Annotated in this window: 20 protein-coding genes and 2 pseudogenes; 9 read left to right on the forward strand and 13 right to left on the reverse strand. The window is 38.3% G+C overall.

Features of this window, described 5'->3' with window-relative positions; translation table 11 throughout:
• Positions 1-170, reverse strand: a pseudogene (locus tag O3658_RS08360) (sigma-70 family RNA polymerase sigma factor); the annotation flags it as partial.
• A gap of 699 nt (positions 171-869) precedes the next feature.
• On the reverse strand, positions 870-1694 hold the full coding sequence (locus O3658_RS08365; RefSeq protein ID WP_371560778.1) for an FxLYD domain-containing protein: 825 nt from the start codon (positions 1692-1694) through the stop codon (positions 870-872).
• A 99-nt stretch (positions 1695-1793) separates the two neighbouring features.
• Here O3658_RS08365 and O3658_RS08370 point away from each other — a divergent pair.
• Both O3658_RS08370 and O3658_RS08375 read left to right on the forward strand, forming a co-directional pair.
• Positions 1794-1862: pseudogene (locus O3658_RS08370) on the forward strand (DUF6287 domain-containing protein); the annotation flags it as partial.
• Between the two features lie 129 nt (positions 1863-1991).
• Complete coding sequence (locus tag O3658_RS08375; protein ID WP_371560780.1) at positions 1992-2117, forward strand: hypothetical protein; 126 nt, start codon at positions 1992-1994, stop codon at positions 2115-2117.
• Positions 2118-2846: 729 nt separating this feature from the next.
• Here O3658_RS08375 and O3658_RS08380 read toward each other — a convergent pair.
• Positions 2847-4214, reverse strand: coding sequence for a VapE domain-containing protein (locus tag O3658_RS08380; RefSeq protein WP_371560782.1), 1368 nt, complete (start codon positions 4212-4214; stop codon positions 2847-2849).
• 143 nt (positions 4215-4357) lie between these two features.
• Positions 4358-4645, reverse strand: a complete 288-nt coding sequence (locus O3658_RS08385) for a hypothetical protein (protein ID WP_371560784.1) — start codon at positions 4643-4645, stop codon at positions 4358-4360.
• Positions 4646-4823: 178 nt separating this feature from the next.
• Here O3658_RS08385 and O3658_RS08390 point away from each other — a divergent pair, with 178 nt between their 5' ends.
• Positions 4824-5363 carry a helix-turn-helix domain-containing protein gene (locus tag O3658_RS08390; RefSeq protein ID WP_371560786.1) on the forward strand — a complete coding sequence of 180 codons (540 nt, stop codon included), beginning with the start codon at positions 4824-4826 and terminating at the stop codon, positions 5361-5363.
• A gap of 55 nt (positions 5364-5418) precedes the next feature.
• The gene (locus O3658_RS08395) at positions 5419-6582 is read left to right on the forward strand and encodes a tyrosine-type recombinase/integrase (protein ID WP_371560788.1); all 1164 of its coding nucleotides are present in this window, start codon (positions 5419-5421) and stop codon (positions 6580-6582) included.
• A gap of 95 nt (positions 6583-6677) precedes the next feature.
• On the opposite strand, the gene rpsD is transcribed toward O3658_RS08395, so the two are convergent.
• The 7 genes from rpsD to O3658_RS08430 form a co-directional block, all read right to left on the reverse strand.
• Entirely contained in the window at positions 6678-7289 is a 612-nt protein-coding gene (gene rpsD, locus O3658_RS08400) for a 30S ribosomal protein S4 (RefSeq protein ID WP_000092756.1), read from the reverse strand.
• Between the two features lie 194 nt (positions 7290-7483).
• Positions 7484-8536, reverse strand: a complete 1053-nt coding sequence (locus O3658_RS08405) for a sensor histidine kinase (RefSeq protein WP_371560802.1) — start codon at positions 8534-8536, stop codon at positions 7484-7486.
• On the reverse strand, positions 8533-9231 hold the full coding sequence (locus tag O3658_RS08410; protein ID WP_000520650.1) for a response regulator transcription factor: 699 nt from the start codon (positions 9229-9231) through the stop codon (positions 8533-8535). The genes O3658_RS08405 and O3658_RS08410 overlap by 4 nt, the downstream gene beginning before the upstream one ends.
• A gap of 123 nt (positions 9232-9354) precedes the next feature.
• Positions 9355-11136, reverse strand: a complete 1782-nt coding sequence (locus tag O3658_RS08415; RefSeq protein ID WP_371560804.1) for an SSURE domain-containing protein — start codon at positions 11134-11136, stop codon at positions 9355-9357.
• A 157-nt stretch (positions 11137-11293) separates the two neighbouring features.
• Entirely contained in the window at positions 11294-11959 is a 666-nt protein-coding gene (locus O3658_RS08420; protein WP_371560806.1) for a TrkA family potassium uptake protein, read from the reverse strand.
• Between the two features lie 13 nt (positions 11960-11972).
• Positions 11973-13352 (reverse strand): TrkH family potassium uptake protein, encoded by a 1380-nt coding sequence (locus O3658_RS08425; protein ID WP_371560808.1) that lies wholly within the window; start codon positions 13350-13352, stop codon positions 11973-11975.
• A 32-nt stretch (positions 13353-13384) separates the two neighbouring features.
• Entirely contained in the window at positions 13385-14149 is a 765-nt protein-coding gene (locus O3658_RS08430) for a nucleoside phosphorylase (protein ID WP_371560810.1), read from the reverse strand.
• Positions 14150-14335: 186 nt separating this feature from the next.
• Here O3658_RS08430 and O3658_RS08435 point away from each other — a divergent pair, with 186 nt between their 5' ends.
• The 3 genes from O3658_RS08435 to O3658_RS08445 all read left to right on the forward strand — a co-directional run bounded on the left by O3658_RS08435 (position 14336) and on the right by O3658_RS08445 (position 15843).
• Positions 14336-14788, forward strand: a complete 453-nt coding sequence (locus O3658_RS08435) for a DUF3290 family protein (protein ID WP_371560812.1) — start codon at positions 14336-14338, stop codon at positions 14786-14788.
• The gene (locus tag O3658_RS08440) at positions 14785-15417 is read left to right on the forward strand and encodes a DUF421 domain-containing protein (RefSeq protein WP_371560814.1); all 633 of its coding nucleotides are present in this window, start codon (positions 14785-14787) and stop codon (positions 15415-15417) included. The genes O3658_RS08435 and O3658_RS08440 overlap by 4 nt, the downstream gene beginning before the upstream one ends.
• 222 nt (positions 15418-15639) lie before the next feature.
• On the forward strand, positions 15640-15843 hold the full coding sequence (locus O3658_RS08445) for a CsbD family protein (RefSeq protein WP_371560816.1): 204 nt from the start codon (positions 15640-15642) through the stop codon (positions 15841-15843).
• 62 nt (positions 15844-15905) lie between these two features.
• On the opposite strand, the gene O3658_RS08450 is transcribed toward O3658_RS08445, so the two are convergent.
• Positions 15906-17138 carry a carbohydrate-binding domain-containing protein gene (locus O3658_RS08450; RefSeq protein ID WP_371560818.1) on the reverse strand — a complete coding sequence of 411 codons (1233 nt, stop codon included), beginning with the start codon at positions 17136-17138 and terminating at the stop codon, positions 15906-15908.
• Positions 17139-17344: 206 nt separating this feature from the next.
• Between O3658_RS08450 and O3658_RS08455 the strand changes: the two genes are divergently transcribed.
• Together O3658_RS08455 and O3658_RS08460 are read left to right on the forward strand one after the other, a co-directional pair.
• Positions 17345-18121, forward strand: coding sequence for a polyphosphate polymerase domain-containing protein (locus O3658_RS08455; RefSeq protein ID WP_371560820.1), 777 nt, complete (start codon positions 17345-17347; stop codon positions 18119-18121).
• Positions 18114-18797 carry a DUF4956 domain-containing protein gene (locus O3658_RS08460; protein WP_371560821.1) on the forward strand — a complete coding sequence of 228 codons (684 nt, stop codon included), beginning with the start codon at positions 18114-18116 and terminating at the stop codon, positions 18795-18797. The genes O3658_RS08455 and O3658_RS08460 overlap by 8 nt, the downstream gene beginning before the upstream one ends.
• A 137-nt stretch (positions 18798-18934) precedes the next feature.
• Here O3658_RS08460 and O3658_RS08465 read toward each other — a convergent pair whose 3' ends face one another.
• Positions 18935-19498, reverse strand: coding sequence for a sugar O-acetyltransferase (locus O3658_RS08465; RefSeq protein ID WP_371560823.1), 564 nt, complete (start codon positions 19496-19498; stop codon positions 18935-18937).
• Between the last annotated feature and the right edge of the window lie 292 nt (positions 19499-19790).

The following is a 19790-nucleotide window of genomic DNA, read 5'->3' on the forward strand; positions in this document are numbered from 1 at the left end:
ACGTAGAGTTTCTTTTCTTCTTCCACTAGTTCTGGATGCTTTTCTAGAAGTTCATGGAGACAGATCATGCCTTCTTGGTCCCAATCCTCTTTCTCCCACAGGTGAAGATAGTAGTCTTTTCTACATTTATGAACAATTCCTTTTACCTTCGCATAATACTTCTCAAGCATTTGCTTTCCCCCTTTCTCTGCTTGTAGTATAGCAGAGAAAGGCAGAAAGAAGGGCTTTGGTTTCTGTCTTGTGTTTTTTCATGTCTGTAATGTTATTGATTATGAGTTTGTAATTCACATAAAACTTGCTAGTTTTTCATGGTCTAATTTTCAGACAAAGCAAAAAGCCCACTGTTGTAGGCTTTTTGTAAAACAAATCTTAAAATTAAAGCATTTTGTTGTAGAATAGATTTTATATAAGTTATACTTCATCATACTTTATAAAAGTTGATTCCATCAAGTTTTTATAATTCCTTCATTAAATAGAGTAAATTAAACTTCACTCAATGGTAGACAAATTAGAGTACAAATTTCAAGATTGATGAGTTCAGCAGGCAAGCAGAAAGTACCGTTTAGGTGCTTTTTAGTTTTCCTGACTTAATTCCAATATTTCTATCACCTTCTGAACAATTTCCCTATGCTGTGGATAATTCTGAATTTTTAATAGAAGCTCTGTCATCTCTGTATCATGTGTTACGGAATAGGGTATGAAAAAGTCGCTTAATGAAATTTCTAAAGCTTGAACTATACTTAGAAAAGTCTCAAGAGATATATTTCTAGACATGTTTTAGAATCCGTAGCATACTATTTTAGGTTCAATCCACTATAAAACTAGAAATCCCCTAACAACAGAAGTTGTAGGGGATGTTTGCTATGCTATTAAGGTTTTTCAGCTCTCACATCTCTAACCTGTATTTCATATTTAGTTAATTTCTGGTCAAAGTCTGTAAATTCAAAGCGAACTTTTGTTCCTTTTTTCCAGTTATTTTGTGAAGCGTATGTAGTTCTGTAGTTAACGTCATCAGAGTCTTTAAGAGTTATTAATAGGTCTATGTAATCAATATTATACTCAGTTGTATTTTCGACAATAGCGTAGTATTCAGTAGAAAATTGATTACTTTTCTCTTGGTCTACTTCAAATTTGACTGATGAAAGCAAGTTCTTTATTGCTTCCTGCTTAGCGTTTTTATTTTCAATTTTCTGACCATTATTGAGAGTATATTTTAGTGATTCTTTATCTTTTACAGGAATTTCTTTAATATTGTTTATAGCTATTAAAAGAGATAATCTTTTACCGTGATGTGAATCCCATTTGTTTTCGTCTGCTTCTTCAGCTGCTTTTTGAGTTTCTTTTAGTTCATTGATATATGACAAAGTTAGCTCTTTTAGCTTATCATTTTCAAACTTTTTATCTTTGTATTCTTCAATTTCGTTTAATTCTAATTGAGGATATATAGCATTATCTTTACTAAAAGTTGAAGTTAGTTTAGCATCTTTCTTCATTTTCTCTATAGTTTCATCTAAAACTTTCCAACGAGCATCTAGCCCTTTACCCAGTGCTGTGATAAATTCGTCGTCATAAGTTTTTTCTGCTTCTTTTGATTGAGAAGAGTTATAAGTTTTTTCTGCTTCTTTTGGTTGAGAAGAGGCACAACCTCCAATAAATAACATAGCCACAAGTAGGGCAAATATTTTCTTTATCATAGTAACTCCTTTTAGTTATTTTATTCATTATACCTTATGAGGAAGAAATAAACAATACTAACACGTTCCTGAGCGTTTTCGTCTTTACTGTATGGTTAAATCTGTGATTACTCTAGTATAGCTGGTACTTGGAGAAATGAAAAAGGAAATTGGGTTACATTTGATAATAAAGGTTTAACAAGTGGAACAAAAATTGAAGAAATTTATCTTTCAAATGAAAACACCTTACCCCTATCCTTACGTGGAGAGGTTACTGGAGCTTCAGTGGGAATTTATCCCCCTGGAACAAGTATACCTATGAAACGATTTGAAAATAATCAAATGGTATCAATCGAAGACCCAACTGATAAAAGTAAAACTAGAATTATCATTACTCAAACACATCCATCTGATGAAAAAGCTGTCTACTACAAAATAGACTAAAACAACATTCTCTATACTTACAAAATTTTCCTAGTTACCTGAAAATCCCTGCAATTACTCATTGCAGGGATTTTGTATATCCTTTATATCACATGAACCTCCTTCAGACAATTCCACACTACTAACACATTTTTGAGATAGAGAGTTAATCGCTGAATAGCAAAATTCACATACAGCCATTACTATTCTATTTTTTAATCGACCTTTAGAAATCCCATTATCACGCGCATTACTAACCACAAACACAAAAAGATAAATTGATACAATTGTACAGTAAAAACTGATAGTTGAATCAAGACAACACTACAAAATATAAAATTCCATAATGTAAAACCTTTTGAAATAGCTATTTTCATTCTCTATTTTATCTCACAAGCATACGCCTTTATGCCGTGAAAGCAAATTGACAGTAAGTAGGCACAAAGTACACTAATAACGTCTCAGACGAAAGGCTTTAGTTTTTCGGATGGACAGTTCATTTGTACGAGAGTGCCTTGTTTCTTGCTGTCAATTAGACCATGGAATAAATTAGGCGTATTTGGTACTTAACAAAGCGTTTCACTCCTTTGCCTTCGCTTATGGCGGGCTAGTCGTTCATACTTTGTAGTAATGTAGTAAGAAATTTCTCCACTTACTCTTATTATATAATTCTAACTATTTTTACAAGAATAATACTACAATACTACAAAAGGAGTAAATAACTAGTGTTATTACCACTTTTGACTGTAGTTACTCTGTAGCTTCTAGACGTACATAGACACGTGTTGGACTACATGCACTACAAGGACGCTTATTATTAACAGCTTCAAAATCATTACGATTATCCAGTACATCACGAATTTTTGAAGCATGTTTGCTATTTCGTCTGCTACCTGTTTTTTCATCAAACAGTATGTAAGCTAGTTCACTTGTGTAAGTAACAGTCACTAAGCCTGATTTCTTTGCACTCCAATACTCTCGGGTTCCTTTCTCATATCCCTTCCATATACGGTAGTATTCCCTCTTATCAGATAGAGTATAATTTCTCCAATCATCAGGTACAATAAACTCATCCAGAAATTCATTTATTAGTTCTCTCTCTATATCCTCTTCTTTGAAGTCACTTTGAATCTCTTCCAATCTTTCTGAAGTCGTTCTACTTGGAAACATAATTCCATATTCCAAGAATAGTAGTCTAGCTTCAGCAAGAACTTGCAAGAAGTAATTGTCAGAAACATCCATTGGATGCTCCTTCACAACATATTCCCCACAGTTCAAAGGATAGAATCTTCTTTCAACTCCAAAATCCCTGAGAAATGCTTTAGAATTTCCAGTTGCAATAAATACATTATGTCTTAGTTGTCGTTTGTGTGTTTTATACAGTTCCCTACACATATCGTATGAAGCACTAAGGAATCCCTTAATTCTATTTATATCACTCTGCTTCAGTCCCTGTAATTCTGGAATTTCAACAACACATACATATTTAAGCATTCTGTAATCTTCTTGTGTTTTCCCAAATGAAATCGGAGTATCAGCAAAAAAGTCAGGTAATAAACGACGAGCTACTGTGCTTTTGCCTATTCCTTGTGGACCAATCAACACTGGTACATTATCAAACTTTATACCTGGTTTATATATACGTCCAATGAGAGCTGTTAAAAACATCTGAGACACTTCACGTGTGTATATACTGTTCTCACAACCTAGCAGTTTGTGGAAAAAGTGTTTCACACGAGATACTCCATCCCAGTCAAGACTTTCAATCCGTTCCTTTACAGGATTAAATTTCCGTCTACGTGCCACGTTTAAGACAGCATCTTCAATATAATCCTTTTTAGGAGTAAAGTGAAACTGTTTATCAATATATACCGAGAACAAAGAAGTGTCTTCGCTATCCCATTCTCCTTTAAGAGTTCCCCAAGGCGTCTTATCTAGTTTTTCAACTGCTCCTGTGAACTCATTGTAACCTAATAATGACATCTTAGATTCAAATGATTCTAAGATAAGCACTACGTTTTGAGGTGAACTGACAGGTTTCCCTGAATTATTGAGATTAAATTTAGGCATGTCAAGAACTTTATCCTCTGTCTCCTGTTTTTTAAAAGTGAATGTCATACACAATTCCTCCGGTTAATAAAATAATTACACTATATAGCGTAATTGATAGCAATTGAATCAAAGATTCAACATGACGACAATTTCCTATGTATTTCAAGTAAACATAGGAAGTTTCAACTATATTTCTTCACATAGTATAGTTACTCCCTTCTAGCAATTGAAAGGAACTTCATAACATCTGATTTCTTATAGAAGACTTTACGAGTTCCTTCTATTGGTGGACAGTATCGGATTAACCCCAAACGCTCCCACTCATGCAGAGTTACTAAACTAATACCTAGTTCTTTGATTAACTCTTTTTGCTGTATCAAGTCAAACGAGTCACTGTGAGATGAAAGCATTGCGTGTGATAGATAATCTTTTATTAAAGATTCAATCTTTCTCAACAATGCTAGTTCTGCTTCTTGTGATAGTAATCCTTGTGTCATACTATATACGTCTACCTTCTTTCTTATTTATACACAACCAATTTCACACCTCATTACAGCCTGTCTGTTTACCTAGGTTATTAAACTTAGGTTATGTTTTAGATTTTATCAGTTTTTGATTTACATGTCAATAGTTTTTTGATAAAATATTACTAAAGTTATTAAACGGAGGTTAAAAATGATAGGAGCTTATCTAAAAAAATATCGCAAGGAAGCAAACATAACTACCAAGAAACTTGCTGAATCACTAAACGTATCTCAATCCTACATCTCACAAATCGAAAATGACAAAAAGATTCCCAGTGTAGACAGTCTATATGAGATTGCACTTAACATTGCTCAACACGCCATAAAGGAACAGTGTCAAAGAGACGGACTAGATTCTATTGGTTTCTATGCAGAATCTCAAACTTCAGCTAGTTCTTATATCGATGACATAATTAGCCATGTCAACATGGATTCAATTCACAATGATAAAGAGAAGCAACTTTTAAAGGATTTAATTGAACTAAGGAATAGCAAATCCTTATTCTCAACATTAAAAACATATAAAGACATTAGCCAAGATATTATCAATGGGGAAAATATTAACATTAACCTTGATTATATCTTTAGGAAAAATGTAAAAATAACTATTAATGGTCAAGCACTCACAACTGAGGACTTAACCGCTCTACAAATACTAATTGACGGTATTCGTTCTAGACACAAATCATAATATCTATTTTCATAACCTCTTACAGCTTGCCTGCTGATGTTAGAAAGGTTAAAAAATGAAAATAGCAGAAATAAAGAAACAAAATGGTAGCACTGTATATCGTTCTAGAGTATATCTTGGTATAGATTCACAAACTGGAAAAAGAATACAGGCTAATCTAACCGCTAGAACTAAAACTGAATTGAAGAAAAAAGCTCAATTAGCTAAAGCTGATTTCCAAAATAATGGTTTTAGTAAGAAAGAGAACATTCCACTAACAAGCTATGAAGAAGTAGCTCAATTATGGTGGGAAAGCTATCAACACACAGTAAAACCAAACACACAAGATTCTGTAAAGCGACTACTATCTAACCATGTGATTCCTTTATTTGGGCCTTATAAGCTAGATAAACTAACCACCCCTACTATTCAGCGTATTGTTAATCAACTAGCTCTACGTGCTAACAAAAGAGAAGACGGAGCATTTCTACACTATGATAAAATTCACGCGCTAAATAAACGTATCCTACAATATGCTGTGACAATGCAAATTATTGATATAAATCCAGCCCGTGAAGTCATTCTTCCTCGTAAAATAAAAAAAGGGAGAACAAAAGTTAAGCACTTTAATAACTTAGAATTAAAGAAATTCCTCAGTTATTTAGAAGAGGCTGACTTAGCAATATATAGAAATATCTATGAGATTACTTTGTATAAGTTTCTTCTTGCTACTGGTTGCCGAATTAACGAAGCCTTAGCTCTACATTGGTCAGATATTGACCTACATAATGCGACTGTGAATATCACAAAAACACTAAATCATTTAGGTGAGATTAACAGTCCAAAGTCTGAGGCAAGCTATCGTACAATTGATATTGATGCACAAACTATAGAAGTCTTAAAAGTGTATCAAAAAAGGCAAAGACAAGAAGCATGGAAACTTGGTCGAACTGAAACTATTGTCTTCTCAGATTTTATACATAAATACCCAAACAATAAAACACTAGCAACTCGTTTAAACACACGTTTCAAACATGCTAGTGTACCTAATATTGGATTCCACGGTTTTAGGCACACACACGCTAGTTTATTGCTTAACTCTGGAATACCCTACAAAGAACTTCAGCACCGTTTAGGTCATTCCACATTGGCTATGACCATGGACACTTACAGTCATCTCTCTAAAGAAAAAGCAAAAACAGCCGTCTCATTTTATGAGAAAGCTGTTAGTTCATTATGAGTGATGACAAAAATGATGACAAACCCAGAAATCAACGTTTTAAGACAAAGCAAAAAGCCCACTGTTGTAGGCTTTTTGTAAAACAAATCTTAAAATTAAAGCATTTTGTTGTAGAATTCAACGACAAGTGCTTCGTTGATTTCTGGGTTGATTTCGTCGCGTTCTGGCAAGCGAGTCAATGAACCTTCCAATTTTTCAGCGTCGAATGATACGAATGCTGGACGTCCAAGAGTAGCTTCTACTGCTTCAAGGATAGCTGGAACTTTCAATGATTTTTCACGAACTGAGATCACTTGACCTGGAGTTACACGGTATGATGGGATATCAACACGTTTTCCGTCAACAAGGATGTGACCGTGGTTTACGAATTGACGAGCTTGACGACGAGTAGTCGCAAGACCAAGACGGTAAACAACGTTATCCAAACGACGTTCCAAAAGAAGCATGAAGTTGAAACCTAGGATTCCGCCTTTGATTTTTGTAGCTTGTACGAACAAGTTACGGAATTGTTTTTCACCTACACCGTAAGTGAAACGAAGTTTTTGTTTTTCAGCCAATTGCAAACCGTATTCTGACAATTTAGAACGGTTGTTTGGTCCGTGTTGTCCTGGTACGTAGTTACGACGTGCCAATTCTTTACCTGTACCTGTAAGTGAAAGGCCAAGGCGACGAGCTTGTTTCCAAGATGGTCCTGTATAACGTGACATGTGAATGTCCTCCTGATATAAATAATATTTCGGTGGAAATAGTCACTTAGAAAGCCCTGATTCGTGCAGATGCCCTTCGCCTAAACAGCCAAGGTTACTTATCATAAGACACCTGTTGACGAGCTTCATGCTTACCTGCTGATATTTCGCACAGAATCCATTATACCATGAATAGCTGGATTTGTAAAGGGGTTTTAAGCTTTATTTTCATCGCCAGAGAGGTTAAGAAGGAGGGTAAAGGTGCTTCCTAGTCCGTACTGGCTGGTAACTGTGATTTCTCCACCCAATTGATGGGCCAATTCACGCGCAATAGCAAGACCTAAGCCATGACCACCTGTTTTCATATTGCGCGAAGTTTCGACACGATAAAGGCGTTTGAAAATATTCTCCAAATCCTCTGGGGCAATTCCCTGCCCCTCATCGGTCACACTGATTGAAAGCTGGTTTTTCTCCAGTTTAGCTACCACCTCCAGCTTGGTTCCTGGAGCAGAGTATTTAAAAGCGTTATTGACCAGATTCACCAAGATGCGAGAAAGCTTGGCATAATCTCCCTCAATCCGGGCAGACTCTGGGATCACCTGCAAGTGGACATCTCGCTCCTCCTGCTCAATCAAGAACTGAAATTCACTCATGCACTCAATCAAAAGCTGATCCAGAAAAATGCTGTCTTTGCTAGTCGTCTCCGCCTGATTTCTAGCTGTGTTTAGGGTCAAAAAATTCAATTCCTCAACCAGTTTATTGAGTCTTTCTGTCTGGCGTCCAATGGTTGCTAGATAATGAGCTTGTTCTCCCTCCTTGATAACCCCGTCCAAAATCCCTTCTACCGTCGCTTGGATCGAAGTGATGGGGGTCTTGATATCATGCGATAGCTGGGCAATCATCAGGCCCTTTTCTCGTTCACTTTCTTCCAAGGAATCAAAGGTTGCCTGCAAATCATGGGACATTTCATTGAAGGCTTGGCCTAACTGCTGAAATTCTACAGGCCCTTGAACCTCCAGATTTGAAGGAAAATCCTTGTCCGCTACTCGCTTGGCATGTTCCTTAAGTTTGGCCAATGATGTAAAGACAGGCGACAGGAGAAAGAGACTAATCCCAGCACCAACAAAACTTGCGATTAAAGTCATGCCAATCAGGAAATAAATTTCTCTTTGCTCAATTAACATGCGCTGGATAGCCCAAAAAACCACGATAATCGTTAGGAGTGTTGAAATGATATACCCCACTAAAATATAACTTTTTAATTTCATTGACTACCTCGTGCTTTCTCAATTTTGTAGCCCAAGCCCCAGACGGTTTTGATGGTGGGCGTTTCTGCACTAGCATGTTTAGCCAACTCCTGTCGAAGAGCATGAATATGAACATTCAAGGTATTGGTATCATCCACATAGTCTTCTTGCCAGACCTTTTCATAGAGATCTGTCTTAGAGAAAACGCGCTCTGGATTACTAGCTAAAAGCCATAGAAGTTCGAAGGATTTGACTGTCAAATCAAGCGCCACATCTCCAACTTGAACCTCATGGCTACCGTGATTCATCCGTAAATCCCCGAGACTGACGACCTCTGTCTCACCTCCACGATGAAGGCGACGCAAGATATTGTGGACACGCAAAACCAGCTCACGTGGGCTAAAGGGCTTGGCAATAAAGTCATCTGCCCCTAAACTCAGGCCATAAATCTTGTCCTGCTCACTGGTCTTAGCCGTGATAAAGAGAAAAGGCTGATCTGGAGATTGATACTGGACCTCACTAATCAAATCATAACCATCCATCCGAGGCATCATGATATCTGTAATAATCAAATCAATTGGTTTTCGCTTGAAGATTTCTAAGGCCTCTACTCCATCATGAGCCACCAAAACCTGATACCCTGCTTGAACCAGATAGCGTTGATGAATATCTGTGATTTCTACCTCGTCGTCAACGAGTAAAATTGTCTTTCCCATCTGTCTCTCCTTTGAAAAAAACAGTGCTATACCACAATAGTATAACACTATTTTAATCGCTTTACGAACATTCTAAACCATATCTGGATTTTTCAAATCCTAGATAGAAAGTCTGTAGCTAGACTAGTCATTATCCTCTTTTTTAGCTTTCAAACCGAGACCACCTAGCAGTCCGGCCAAGGCGAGGCCAAAGAATCCAATAGTAGCCATTGAGGTTTGTGCTTCACCAGTATATGGAAGCATGCCTTTTGGTTCTTTCATTTGATCAGCCATCATTGGACTTGATACCTTATTATTAGATGCCATCTTGCCTTCATCAGACATTTTGCTTGAGGCTGCTGGAGCTTGGTCTTGCTTCATACTTGGAGTTGCCATTAGCTGACTAACATTCATGGTTTTGTCTCGCTCTTTGTTAGGCATCATCTTATCCTGGCTAGCAGCTGGCATTTGAGCTTTCATATTAGAAGCACCTTGATGACTATTCATCATTGGAGTCGGCATAGCTGAACCATTAGAAGATGGAACGAAACCTGACTGCATCGGAATAAGAGACTGATGTCCATTCAAGTTCACTGTCAAATCCTTAGTCGCTACGAGGTTAGTCAAATCTGCTTTGCCATCTTTCGCACCGTACACCTTAATTGTAGCTTTATAACTTTGAGTGCCGTTTTGTTTCAAGAGGTCAAGAAGGTCTTTATCTGATTTACCTTGAGTACCTGCCAAATCCACTTCATAGAAGTAGAGACCTTTGCCCAATTTCTCTACTGGTGGGAGAGCTGGATTTTTGGCTGAGCCGTTATCGGACCATGGGGCCTTATCGGATGCTTTTAATATGAGGCGAGTCAACATACCGTCACCTGCGAAGAATTCGTATGGAATAACTTGGTTGACACCGGCTGTGAATGGACCTGGGAAATTAGCTTTGTCTAGATAAGTTGTCGGAACATCTACTGTGTCTTTGGTGTTGTCAGCCACACCTTTTTGCACTTCAGCTGGGGTAGTCAAACCATTCAAGCTGACATCCAAATCTTTAGTCGCTACCAGATTAGTTAAGTCAGGTTTGCCATCTTTCGCACCGTACACCTTGATAGTAGCTTTATAACTTTGCGTACCGTTTTGTTTTAAAAGGTCAAGAAGCTCTTTATCTGATTTTCCTTGAGTGCCGGCCAAGTCTACTTCATAGAAGTAGAGACCTTTGCCCAATTTTTCTACTGGTGGAAGGGCGGGATTTTTTGCTGAGCCGTTGTCTGACCATGGGGCTTTATCAGAAGCTTTCAAGATGAGGCGGGTCAACATACCATCACCTGCGAAGAACTCGTATGGAATGACTTGGTTAACACCGGCTGTGAATGGTCCTGGGAAATTGGCTTTGTCCAAATAAGTAGCTGGGACATCTACTGTGTCTTTGGTATTGTCGGCCACACCTTTTTGTACTTCAGCTGGAGTTGTTGCTGGTTGAGCTTCATTTGCTTCACGGTCTTGTCCAGAAACTATAGGCGCAGGATTTGCCGAAGGTTTAACCGCATCTTCTGTTTGTTTCTTAGATTCTGGCTTTGCTTGCATTTCTTCTTTTGGTGCTACTACCGACTCTTTAGCAATTGCGTCCGCTTTTTCTGAAGAGCTTGTCGTATCCAAACTTGCTTTAGGTGTTGGAACAGACTGTTCTGAAGAAAGAGCTGTATCAACTGCTTCTTTGAGTAGCTCTACTGGTAAATCGCTCTTTGCACTCACCGCATCTGCATCTGGCAAGACTTGAGTCGGGGTTGGATTGGCCACATCGGCACGTACTGAACTTGGTTGACCAACTAGGACAAAGAAGCCACTAGCCACAACAACTGAGGCAACACCGACACTAAGACGGCGGATAGACCAACGAGTATATCTCTGATTTGGATTGAATTTCATAGGATTCTCCTTAGAGTTTTTCTTTATTTGATGACTCTAGTATAATCTCCTAAAATTAAAAAGGATTAAGAAAAAGTTAAAATTTTTCTTAAATCCCTCTTATAAAATACTTATATTGACTCAATAGTCGTTGAAAAAAAGAATAGTCATTCCTCTTCTACTCACTAAGGTTTGCTAGGGTATCCAAATATTGGTTATTAATCACCGCCATGATATAGGTATCCGGTTTTAATAAATCATTTGGTCCAAACTGCACATCTAAGGGAGCATTTTCGTAGTCACGAAAACCGAGGATATTGAGATTGTACTGTCCTCGAAGGTCTAGTTGACTAAGACTCTGCCCTGTCCAGGACTGTGGAATTTTCATCTCGACAATCGAGACATTCTTGTCCAACTGAAAGACATCTACACTGTTATTAAAGAGAATCGTCTGTGCCAACGAACGACCCATCTCAAACTCTGGTGAAATGACTGAGTCTGCACCGATTTTTTCAAGGACTTTTTTTGCTGTATGGCTTTTAACCTTAGCAATAACAGTCGGTACACCCAGACTCTTGCAATGCATGACTGCAAGAACACTAGACTCTAGATTTTCACCAGTTGCCACCACAACCGTATCACAGGTATCAATTCCTGCTGAGAGCAAGAGCTCTTCATCTGTGATATCTCCAACAACACCACGCACCAAGACTGGTTCAAATTGATTGATTCGTTCCTCATGGTTGTCAATAGCGATAATATTTACATCATGCTTGGCGAGAGCAGCCAGAACACTACTCCCAAAAATACCCAAGCCTAAAATTCCGATTGTCCGATCTGACATAGTTTATCCTTTCTTATCCTATGGTAATATCTGCTTTCATATAGTGGATCATATCTTTCTTATCTGGTCGATACTCAGCCAAACTAACTAATAGCGTCAGAGGTCCGATTCGCCCAATAAACATCAGTAGCATGATGACACTAAGCGCTAGCTTACCTAACTCTGGTGTCAAATTAGCAGTTACTCCAACCGTGGCAAGCGCTGAAATAGTTTCAAACATCAGGTAGATAAAGCGCGGATTCCCCTCGGCTGTTATTCCTACTAAGATTAAGCCCGATAAAAAAGTTATCAAGAAGATGATAAAAACACTGAATGATTTTTGAACTGTCCGAGGTTCAATAGTTCTCCGAGCTACATTTGCATGAGGTAACCCTAAAAGTTCACTGCGTGCGAATACCAACAAGACAAAGAAGGTTGTGATTTTTAGTCCCCCTGCTGTACCGCCAGGTGCCCCACCCAGAAACATCTGCAAAATATAGATCATCAAGGTAACAGGCCTAGCCTGAGTAAAATCAATAGAAGCAAATCCTGCCGTCCGCATGCTGACAGTTTGGAAGAAACTAACCAGCAATTTATCTGGGAAACTGAGATTGCCAATCGTTCCCGAATTGTTCCACTCTATCAAGAGGGTTGAAACTGTTCCAGCAAATAAAATCCCCGCTGTTAAGAAGAGGACTAGCTTAGTATGGAAACGAAGACGACGCTTTTTCTTCTTTCCTAACTGGGTAGCCAAGTCGAACCAAACCATGAAACCTAGACCACCCGTAATAATCAAGCCTGCTATCACTAAATTAATCAAAGGATCAGTTTGAAAAGCTACTAAACTTGTACTTCCAATATTATCAAAACCAGCATTACAGAAAGCTGAAATAGCTACGAAAATGGAAGTAAAAATTCCCCGTCCCCAACCAAACTCGGGGACAAAACGAAAACTTAGCAGAAAGGCTCCGAATCCTTCTACTAAAAAAGTCGTCACGAAGATGGAACGTAGAAAATCCCTCAGAGACTGGGTTTCTTCGAAGCTAAAGCTCTCTAGAATCGTTTCTCGACCTCGAAGACTGAGTTTTTGCTTACCCTGGATATAGAAAATTCCGATAAAGGTCATGAGACCCAAACCACCAATCTGAATCAGGAACATACAGATCAGCTGCCCCCAGACATTGTAGGTCGAAGCGACAGGTAAGGTAAAAAGTCCTGTCACACAGACCATAGATACGGCTGTAAATAAATGATCAAAGTAACCGGCATGAGATGTTGGAGATTGTACAAATGGCAGACTCAAAAGGAGAGACCCCAAGAGGATAACCAAAGCAAAACTTAAAAAGATTCTCCGAGCGGGTGATAAACGCCCTAGAATGGTATTTATTTTTTCCGAAAATGATTTGAATAACATAGCTACATTGTACCATAAAACAGTTAAAGCAGTCACATATGACTAACGATTTCAAGGCAGAGTTCTAAGGCCTTGTCAAAAGCTTCTGCACCCCAATCGCGTTGGTCATAGTTATTAAGGTCTGCCAAAGAATCTGCCGTAAACAACAACTCACCCCAAACTGCTCCGCGAAGCTGAGCTACTGCCGCAAGAGCTGCACACTCCATCTCCACAACTACGCAGCCTTCTTCCTTACGATAGGCAACTTTTTCAGCTGTTTCTCGGTAAAAACCATCTGTCGACCAAGTCATGACTTCTTCGTAAGGGACACCTAGTTGTTTCAAGACTTGCTCGATAGCAGAAATTGCTTGAACATGCACATCCATATAACGAGAAGGTGGTGCATAATGGTAGCTGGCTCCTTCATCACGCAGAGCACGGACTGGAACTAGAAAGGCATTTTCTTCTATACTAGTTAGCACCCCACAAGTACCTGTAGAGATGATTTTCTCCACACCGTAGCCAATCAACCAATCCATAAACTGGGCTGCAGGGGCAGAACCAACAGGAGCCTGAGCCAGACACACTTCCTCACCCTTGTAACTCATGACATAAACAGGATAGGTTTTAGTGGCAGACACAAACTCCCCAACGCACTCTGCTCCCGCTTCCTGAGCATAGCGGTCAATCTCCTCCTCCAAAAACGCATAGATGCACTTCTTTGGCAACTGTAAATCTAAGCCTTCATGGTTAGGCATGATAACTGCTTGAGGATTGTCATCAAACTCTAAAATAGGAATAGCGTGTTTCTGAATCATAGAATACCTCCTCTAAATTTTTACTATTGTATCAAAAATAGAAAGAAAGTCAAGGTCGAGTCACAATTCAGAAAAATTGAATTTAAATAGGAAACAACAATTAAATGCTTTTTTCGTCATAATAAAATTGCTATAGCTTAGGAAATAGTTTATAATAGATTGAATTAAAAAAAGTGAGGGAGTTTTATGAAATTCTATTCCTATGACTATGTGCTCAGTCAGATTAGTCAACAGAATTGGGCCATGATTATCGTATCAGCTTTACTGCTGATCGTGACTGGATTTTTTGCATTTAAGGCTTTCAAAGATAAAAAAGGAAGCAAGTTCCGTGAATTATCGATTATTTCTATTTTGACTTTGATTGCTTTTGTATTGATTAGCATTACGAATCTTCAAAGCAGTCAATCCAACGATAATCAATTTCGTAGTTCCTTACACTTCATCGAGATTGTATCAAAAGAGTTAGGTATTGATAAAAAAGATGTTTATGTCAATACTTCGGCTATAACTGATGGAGCGATTATTAAGGTTGGCGACAATTTTTATCGTGCGATTAGCGGGACTGACCAAGATAGCTATTTATTAGAAAAAATGGAACTCTATAAATCAGACGTTGAACTCGTGGAGGTTGAAAAATGATAAGCTTTTTTGCTACAATTGCGATTAAATTGGCCTTGGGGCTTCTGTCTCTTGTTTTTGTTATCAATGTAACAGGTAAAGGAAATCTAGCACCAAGTTCTGCAGTAGACCAAATACAGAACTTTGTTCTCGGGGGTATTATCGGCGGGATCATCTACAATAGTTCAATCACCATCATCCAATACATTGTTATCCTCATTATTTGGACTATTCTCATTTTGCTCCTCAAATGGCTGAATACTAATGTTTCCTTCATTAAACATCTGATTGACGGAAAACCTACGATTATCATTAAAAATGGAAAATTAGATCCAGAAGCCTGTCGTTCAAAAGGTCTTGCAGCTGCAGATGTAGCCCTTAAATTGCGTGCCCAAGGAATTTTCCAATTAAAGGAAGTCAAGAGAGCTGTGATTGAGCAAAACGGACAACTAATTGTCGTAAGAACGGGTGACGAGAATCCTAAGTACCCAGTCATTACAGACGGCGTCGTCCAAGTTGAAATTCTAGAAACTATTGGCAAAACTGAAGAGTGGCTAACAGAAAAATTGAAAGAAGAAGGCTTCGAAGAAGTGTCTAATATCTTTATCGCCGAATATGATAAAGGTCAGTTGAATGTTGTAACCTATTAAAAAAATAAACTGATGCTTTTCGTATCAGTTTTTTGCTTTTTAGCATAAAAGGGTATATACTTAAATTAATATCTGATTTATACTCTTCAAAAATCAAATTCAAACCACGTCAGCTTCGCCTTGCCGTACTAGAGTACAGCCTTCGGCTAGCTTCCTAGTTTGCTCTTTGATTTTCATTGAGTATTAGTTTAGATAATACAAAAATTAACGGAGGTATCCCCCATGTCAATCGAAGAAAAATTCAACCAAGCTAAAGGTTCTGTTAAAGAAGGTTTTGGTAAACTAACTGGCGATACAAAAACTCAAGCAGAAGGAGCTGCAGAAAAGGTAGCTTCAAAAGCTAAAGAAGTTGCTGAAGATGCAAAAGAAGCTATCGAAGGCGCAGTATCTGGTGTAAAAAACATCTTTAAAAAAGACGGAGAATAATTCTTTTTCGTCCTAATAACATAAGAAAATCTCCCTTCTCTTTCGAGAAAGGAGATTTTCTTTTATGGTCGTCCACCAGGGCCTCCATTTCCTTGAGGGCCACCGCCAGACGCTCCTCCGCCTCCAGGCATCGAATTTACAATCTCAGTTTGTTTTTCACCGTTGATGTAGATATCTCCACCTGTATAGGTCGCTGTCCCATCAAAGTCAAATCCTGATTGACCTGTCAATTTAATGGTTCCTCCATTAACTGTAATATTACCGTTTGAGTCAATTGGATCTGTGTCCCCTTGACCAACTTCAACGGTCAAATTCCCACCATTCATAGTGAAGAAAATTTCACTTTGTTGGGCATTTTTGTTGGCTGCATTGACACCATCATCCGTTGAATAGATGGTGATATCTCCACCGTTGATAGTGATTGACTTACCTTCAAGTCCTTCTGTAGAATTCTTAACAGTATAGGTTCCACTATCAATCACCAAATCACCTGATGCATGGATACCATCATCACCTGCAGTAACAGTAATGGTATTGTCAGAGAGATACATGGTTCCAACAGAAATATCGTCATCATTATCAACCTTAACTCCGTCTTCCTTGGCATCGATAGTCATGGTTGTTCCAGTAATGTTAAGTTCGTCATTGACATTAAAGGCATCTCCGACTGCTGTGATATTGTAAGTACCGCCTGTGATGTGAAGTGTGTCGTTGGCCTTGATAGCATTGTTTTTCTTACCATCTACATTGAGAGTTCCTTTACCATTGATGGTCAAGTCTACTTTAGAGAAGAGGGCTGCATCTGCCTTGTCATCACTATTTGAAGCAGAATCTGATAGGCTATTGGTTGTGCCATCTGCTAGGGTTAAGTAGACGTGTCCAGCTGATGTTGCTGAGATAGCTGCATTGGTATTAGTCATGGTGACACCGTTTAGTACGATATGCACATCATCTGTTTTTTCAGCTTCAATCTTGATTTGAACTCCGTCAGATTGACCAGAAATCACATAGGTACCTGACTTAGAGATTGTAACGGTAGATCCTGATACGGCTACTCCATCACCTGATACCGTCGCCGTTGATCCTGACAAAGTTACAGTTGCAGCTGTTTTTTCATCATAAGAAGTATCATAGTCCTTATCTGTAAAGTAACTAGATGTTTTCTTATTGGTAGTTACTGTTGTCGTTGCAGCACTATTGATAGCTGTTGTATTTGAAGTTGACTGGGTACATGCTGTTACCAGTGCTAGAGTTGTGATACTTGTTAATAGGAATGTCCATTTTTTTGCTTTCATGCTCGTTTCCTCGTCTTTCATTTTACATGCTCTTAGTCTACGGGTCTTTCCTAAAAGAAGCCTAAACTTTTTCTGAAAGTTTTCTTAAGTTTAGTTTCAATTAAGTTAAATTTAACAAAAGTTTTAGAAATCCCCTCTAGAATTGTAGACAAGCAAGTTCACCTTGTTTAAAAATAGTATAACTGAAAACAAGAGGAGAAAGACTTATGAAACCATTAGAAACAACTTTTAAGCGGATTGAAACCAAATATATTATCTCCAAAGATAAACTAGACAAACTGATTCAAGATTTAAAGGAATATTTAGTAGAAGACGACTATCCAATTTCAACTATTTCAAATATCTACTTTGATACGGAAGACTTTGCTGTGCTCCAAGATGATGATTTTGGAAATAATCGAAAAGAAAAGGTTCGGATGCGGACCTATCTCAGCCAACCCAAAGCAGATAGTCAAGTATTTTTAGAAATAAAAACCAAGGACCAAGAAGGAGTTGGTCGCAAATTTAGACTACTCTCAACTCCTATTTCTATCCTTAATTTTATGACCAAAGGGCACTTGGATGCTAGTATTACTGATACAGTCGTCATTGAAAAAGTGAAAAAGCTTCACCAGGATTACAAGCAGGCTATCAAGCCTCGTATGTACATCTACTACGATCGTTATTCATTAAAAGAAAAAAAATACATCGAGGGCTACAACTATAACAAAATTCGTATCACCATTGACCAAAATCTAATCTATAGAGATGAAAATGTCAGTCTTTTCGCTGGAAACCATGGAGATGCTTTACTAGATGACGATACTGTAATTATGGAGATTAAGGCTCCTGGAAACAAACCTCAGTGGTTACAAGACATTCTAGATAAGTATAGTTTGATGGAGCACAAATTTTCAAAATACAGTTGTGCTTACCACAAATCTCAAGGGCTTCCTTATGCACCACGTCCCAGTATAGAAAGCGCAGGTACCGCTTATGCTTAATCTATTTAATTCCATTTTCAACAACGCCACTGCAAGTGCAGATCCCTTCCAACTACTGCTAGCACTTCTAGTCAGTCTAGTCCTCGGTTTAGCACTTACTTGGACCTACAAATATCGGACCCTCTACACCAGAGAATTTGCTATCAGCTTGACTCTGCTTCCCTGCCTTATGACCTTGGTTATTTTTCTGGTCAATGGGAGCTTGGGTACTTCAATTGCTGTAGCAGGAACTTTTAGTTTGATTCGTTTCCGTTCTGCAACTAGTGGTTCAAGAGAACTGATTGCAATTTTCCTAGCCATGATTATCGGTTTGGCTTGTGGAACAGGCTATCTCTTCCTAGCAATTCTCTTCACGCTCTTTATCTTGGGCGTTTGGTTCCTTTTGGAAAATCAACAAGTCAAAACTGACAATCAACGTCGTAGACTTTTGACAATCACGGTAGCTAATCAGGAGAAGGTACAGGATGCTATCCAATCAGCTCTTGACCAATTCTGCTCAGAAATTGACATGATTACGATCAATAGCACAAATGCAGGGGACAACCTTAGCATTGTCTATGAAGTCGAGCTAAAAACAGAGGCAGACGATTTCCAAGTGACTAGCTGCCTCACACAAAATATTGATCAGTGCGATGTGGCATTGACTAAAAAAGCTAAAAAGAGAAAAAATCTCTAAAGACGAAAAACGAGGCTGGGATAAAAATTCCGACCTCGTTTTTTGCTAGCAATAAGTTTTTGATACTGGGATTGGTTAGGCTTTTCGATTCCAAAGAGCTCTTGTGAAAAAGACTTCACTTTCTCTTTCTACAACCATTAATTTCCTTTAACTGGAATCTCTTTGATAACTCGTGCTGGATTTCCTGCTAGAACTACATTATCACCAAAGGATTTTGTAATAACCGCTCCTGCTCCTGCAACGACATTATCCCCTAAAGTAACACCCGGTAGGACAATGATACCACCACCTGCCCAAAAGTTCTTACCAATCGTAATGGGTTTGCCAAATTCTAGTCCTGAGTTTCGTTCGTCAGGGTCCAGTGGGTGAAGGGGTGTTAAAAATTGACAGTTGGGACCAATCATAGCATTGTCACCGATGGTTATAGGACAAACATCTAGCATAGTTAAATTCCAATTGGAATAAAAATTTTCTCCCAGATGAATATTGACCCCGTAATCTACCATCAAGCGAGTGTTGATGTAGAGATTTTCACCAGTAGAACCAAACCAACCCTTGATGATTTCCATACCTTTTACCGGGTCGACTTCTTCATTAAAAGCTGCTTGCTTTTGTCGCGCTGTTTGCGCTAAGGCACGGAGTTCTGGATCAAACGGGTGATAGGGTTCTCCCGCGATCATTTTTTGATATTCTGTTTTCATGTTTTAATTTCCTTGCTTTTTTAGATGATTGTAGCATAGTTCTAGATCTAGAGCAAGTTATAGTGAAATGAAATAAAATCTGAACAAATTTACCAGAGTAGTTAAGTCAATTTCTAGCATTTTTTAGAATTCACAGTGTACCGTTTTGTATTTGATCTACTATAAATTTAAAATTGAAAAAATGTTTATATAGTGGATTGAAATAAGATGCGAACAGAGAGATTAGGAAAGTCAAACTAATTTCTAGTAATATTTTTAGCAGTTGTAGTGTACTATTCTAGATTCAATCTAC

The organism is Streptococcus sp. 27098_8_69, assembly GCF_041432445.1.
Classification (GTDB): domain Bacteria; phylum Bacillota; class Bacilli; order Lactobacillales; family Streptococcaceae; genus Streptococcus.

Bases quoted from the DNA above. Each gene is read 5' to 3' on its own strand.
- O3658_RS08445 (WP_371560816.1), top strand. From the start codon at position 15,640: ATGTCAATCGAAGAAAAATTCAACCAAGCTAAAGGTTCTGTTAAAGAA.
- O3658_RS08430 (WP_371560810.1), bottom strand. From the start codon at position 14,149: ATGATTCAGAAACACGCTATTCCTATTTTAGAGTTTGATGACAATCCT.
- O3658_RS08390 (WP_371560786.1), top strand. From the start codon at position 4,824: ATGATAGGAGCTTATCTAAAAAAATATCGCAAGGAAGCAAACATAACT.
- O3658_RS08415 (WP_371560804.1), bottom strand. From the start codon at position 11,136: ATGAAATTCAATCCAAATCAGAGATATACTCGTTGGTCTATCCGCCGT.
- O3658_RS08455 (WP_371560820.1), top strand. From the start codon at position 17,345: ATGAAACCATTAGAAACAACTTTTAAGCGGATTGAAACCAAATATATT.
- O3658_RS08385 (WP_371560784.1), bottom strand. From the start codon at position 4,645: ATGACACAAGGATTACTATCACAAGAAGCAGAACTAGCATTGTTGAGA.
- O3658_RS08395 (WP_371560788.1), top strand. From the start codon at position 5,419: ATGAAAATAGCAGAAATAAAGAAACAAAATGGTAGCACTGTATATCGT.
- O3658_RS08435 (WP_371560812.1), top strand. From the start codon at position 14,336: ATGAAATTCTATTCCTATGACTATGTGCTCAGTCAGATTAGTCAACAG.
- O3658_RS08420 (WP_371560806.1), bottom strand. From the start codon at position 11,959: ATGTCAGATCGGACAATCGGAATTTTAGGCTTGGGTATTTTTGGGAGT.
- O3658_RS08365 (WP_371560778.1), bottom strand. From the start codon at position 1,694: ATGATAAAGAAAATATTTGCCCTACTTGTGGCTATGTTATTTATTGGA.
- O3658_RS08410 (WP_000520650.1), bottom strand. From the start codon at position 9,231: ATGGGAAAGACAATTTTACTCGTTGACGACGAGGTAGAAATCACAGAT.
- O3658_RS08375 (WP_371560780.1), top strand. From the start codon at position 1,992: ATGAAACGATTTGAAAATAATCAAATGGTATCAATCGAAGACCCAACT.
- rpsD (WP_000092756.1), bottom strand. From the start codon at position 7,289: ATGTCACGTTATACAGGACCATCTTGGAAACAAGCTCGTCGCCTTGGC.
- O3658_RS08460 (WP_371560821.1), top strand. From the start codon at position 18,114: ATGCTTAATCTATTTAATTCCATTTTCAACAACGCCACTGCAAGTGCA.
- O3658_RS08450 (WP_371560818.1), bottom strand. From the start codon at position 17,138: ATGAAAGCAAAAAAATGGACATTCCTATTAACAAGTATCACAACTCTA.
- O3658_RS08405 (WP_371560802.1), bottom strand. From the start codon at position 8,536: ATGAAATTAAAAAGTTATATTTTAGTGGGGTATATCATTTCAACACTC.
- O3658_RS08440 (WP_371560814.1), top strand. From the start codon at position 14,785: ATGATAAGCTTTTTTGCTACAATTGCGATTAAATTGGCCTTGGGGCTT.
- O3658_RS08380 (WP_371560782.1), bottom strand. From the start codon at position 4,214: ATGACATTCACTTTTAAAAAACAGGAGACAGAGGATAAAGTTCTTGAC.
- O3658_RS08465 (WP_371560823.1), bottom strand. From the start codon at position 19,498: ATGAAAACAGAATATCAAAAAATGATCGCGGGAGAACCCTATCACCCG.
- O3658_RS08425 (WP_371560808.1), bottom strand. From the start codon at position 13,352: ATGTTATTCAAATCATTTTCGGAAAAAATAAATACCATTCTAGGGCGT.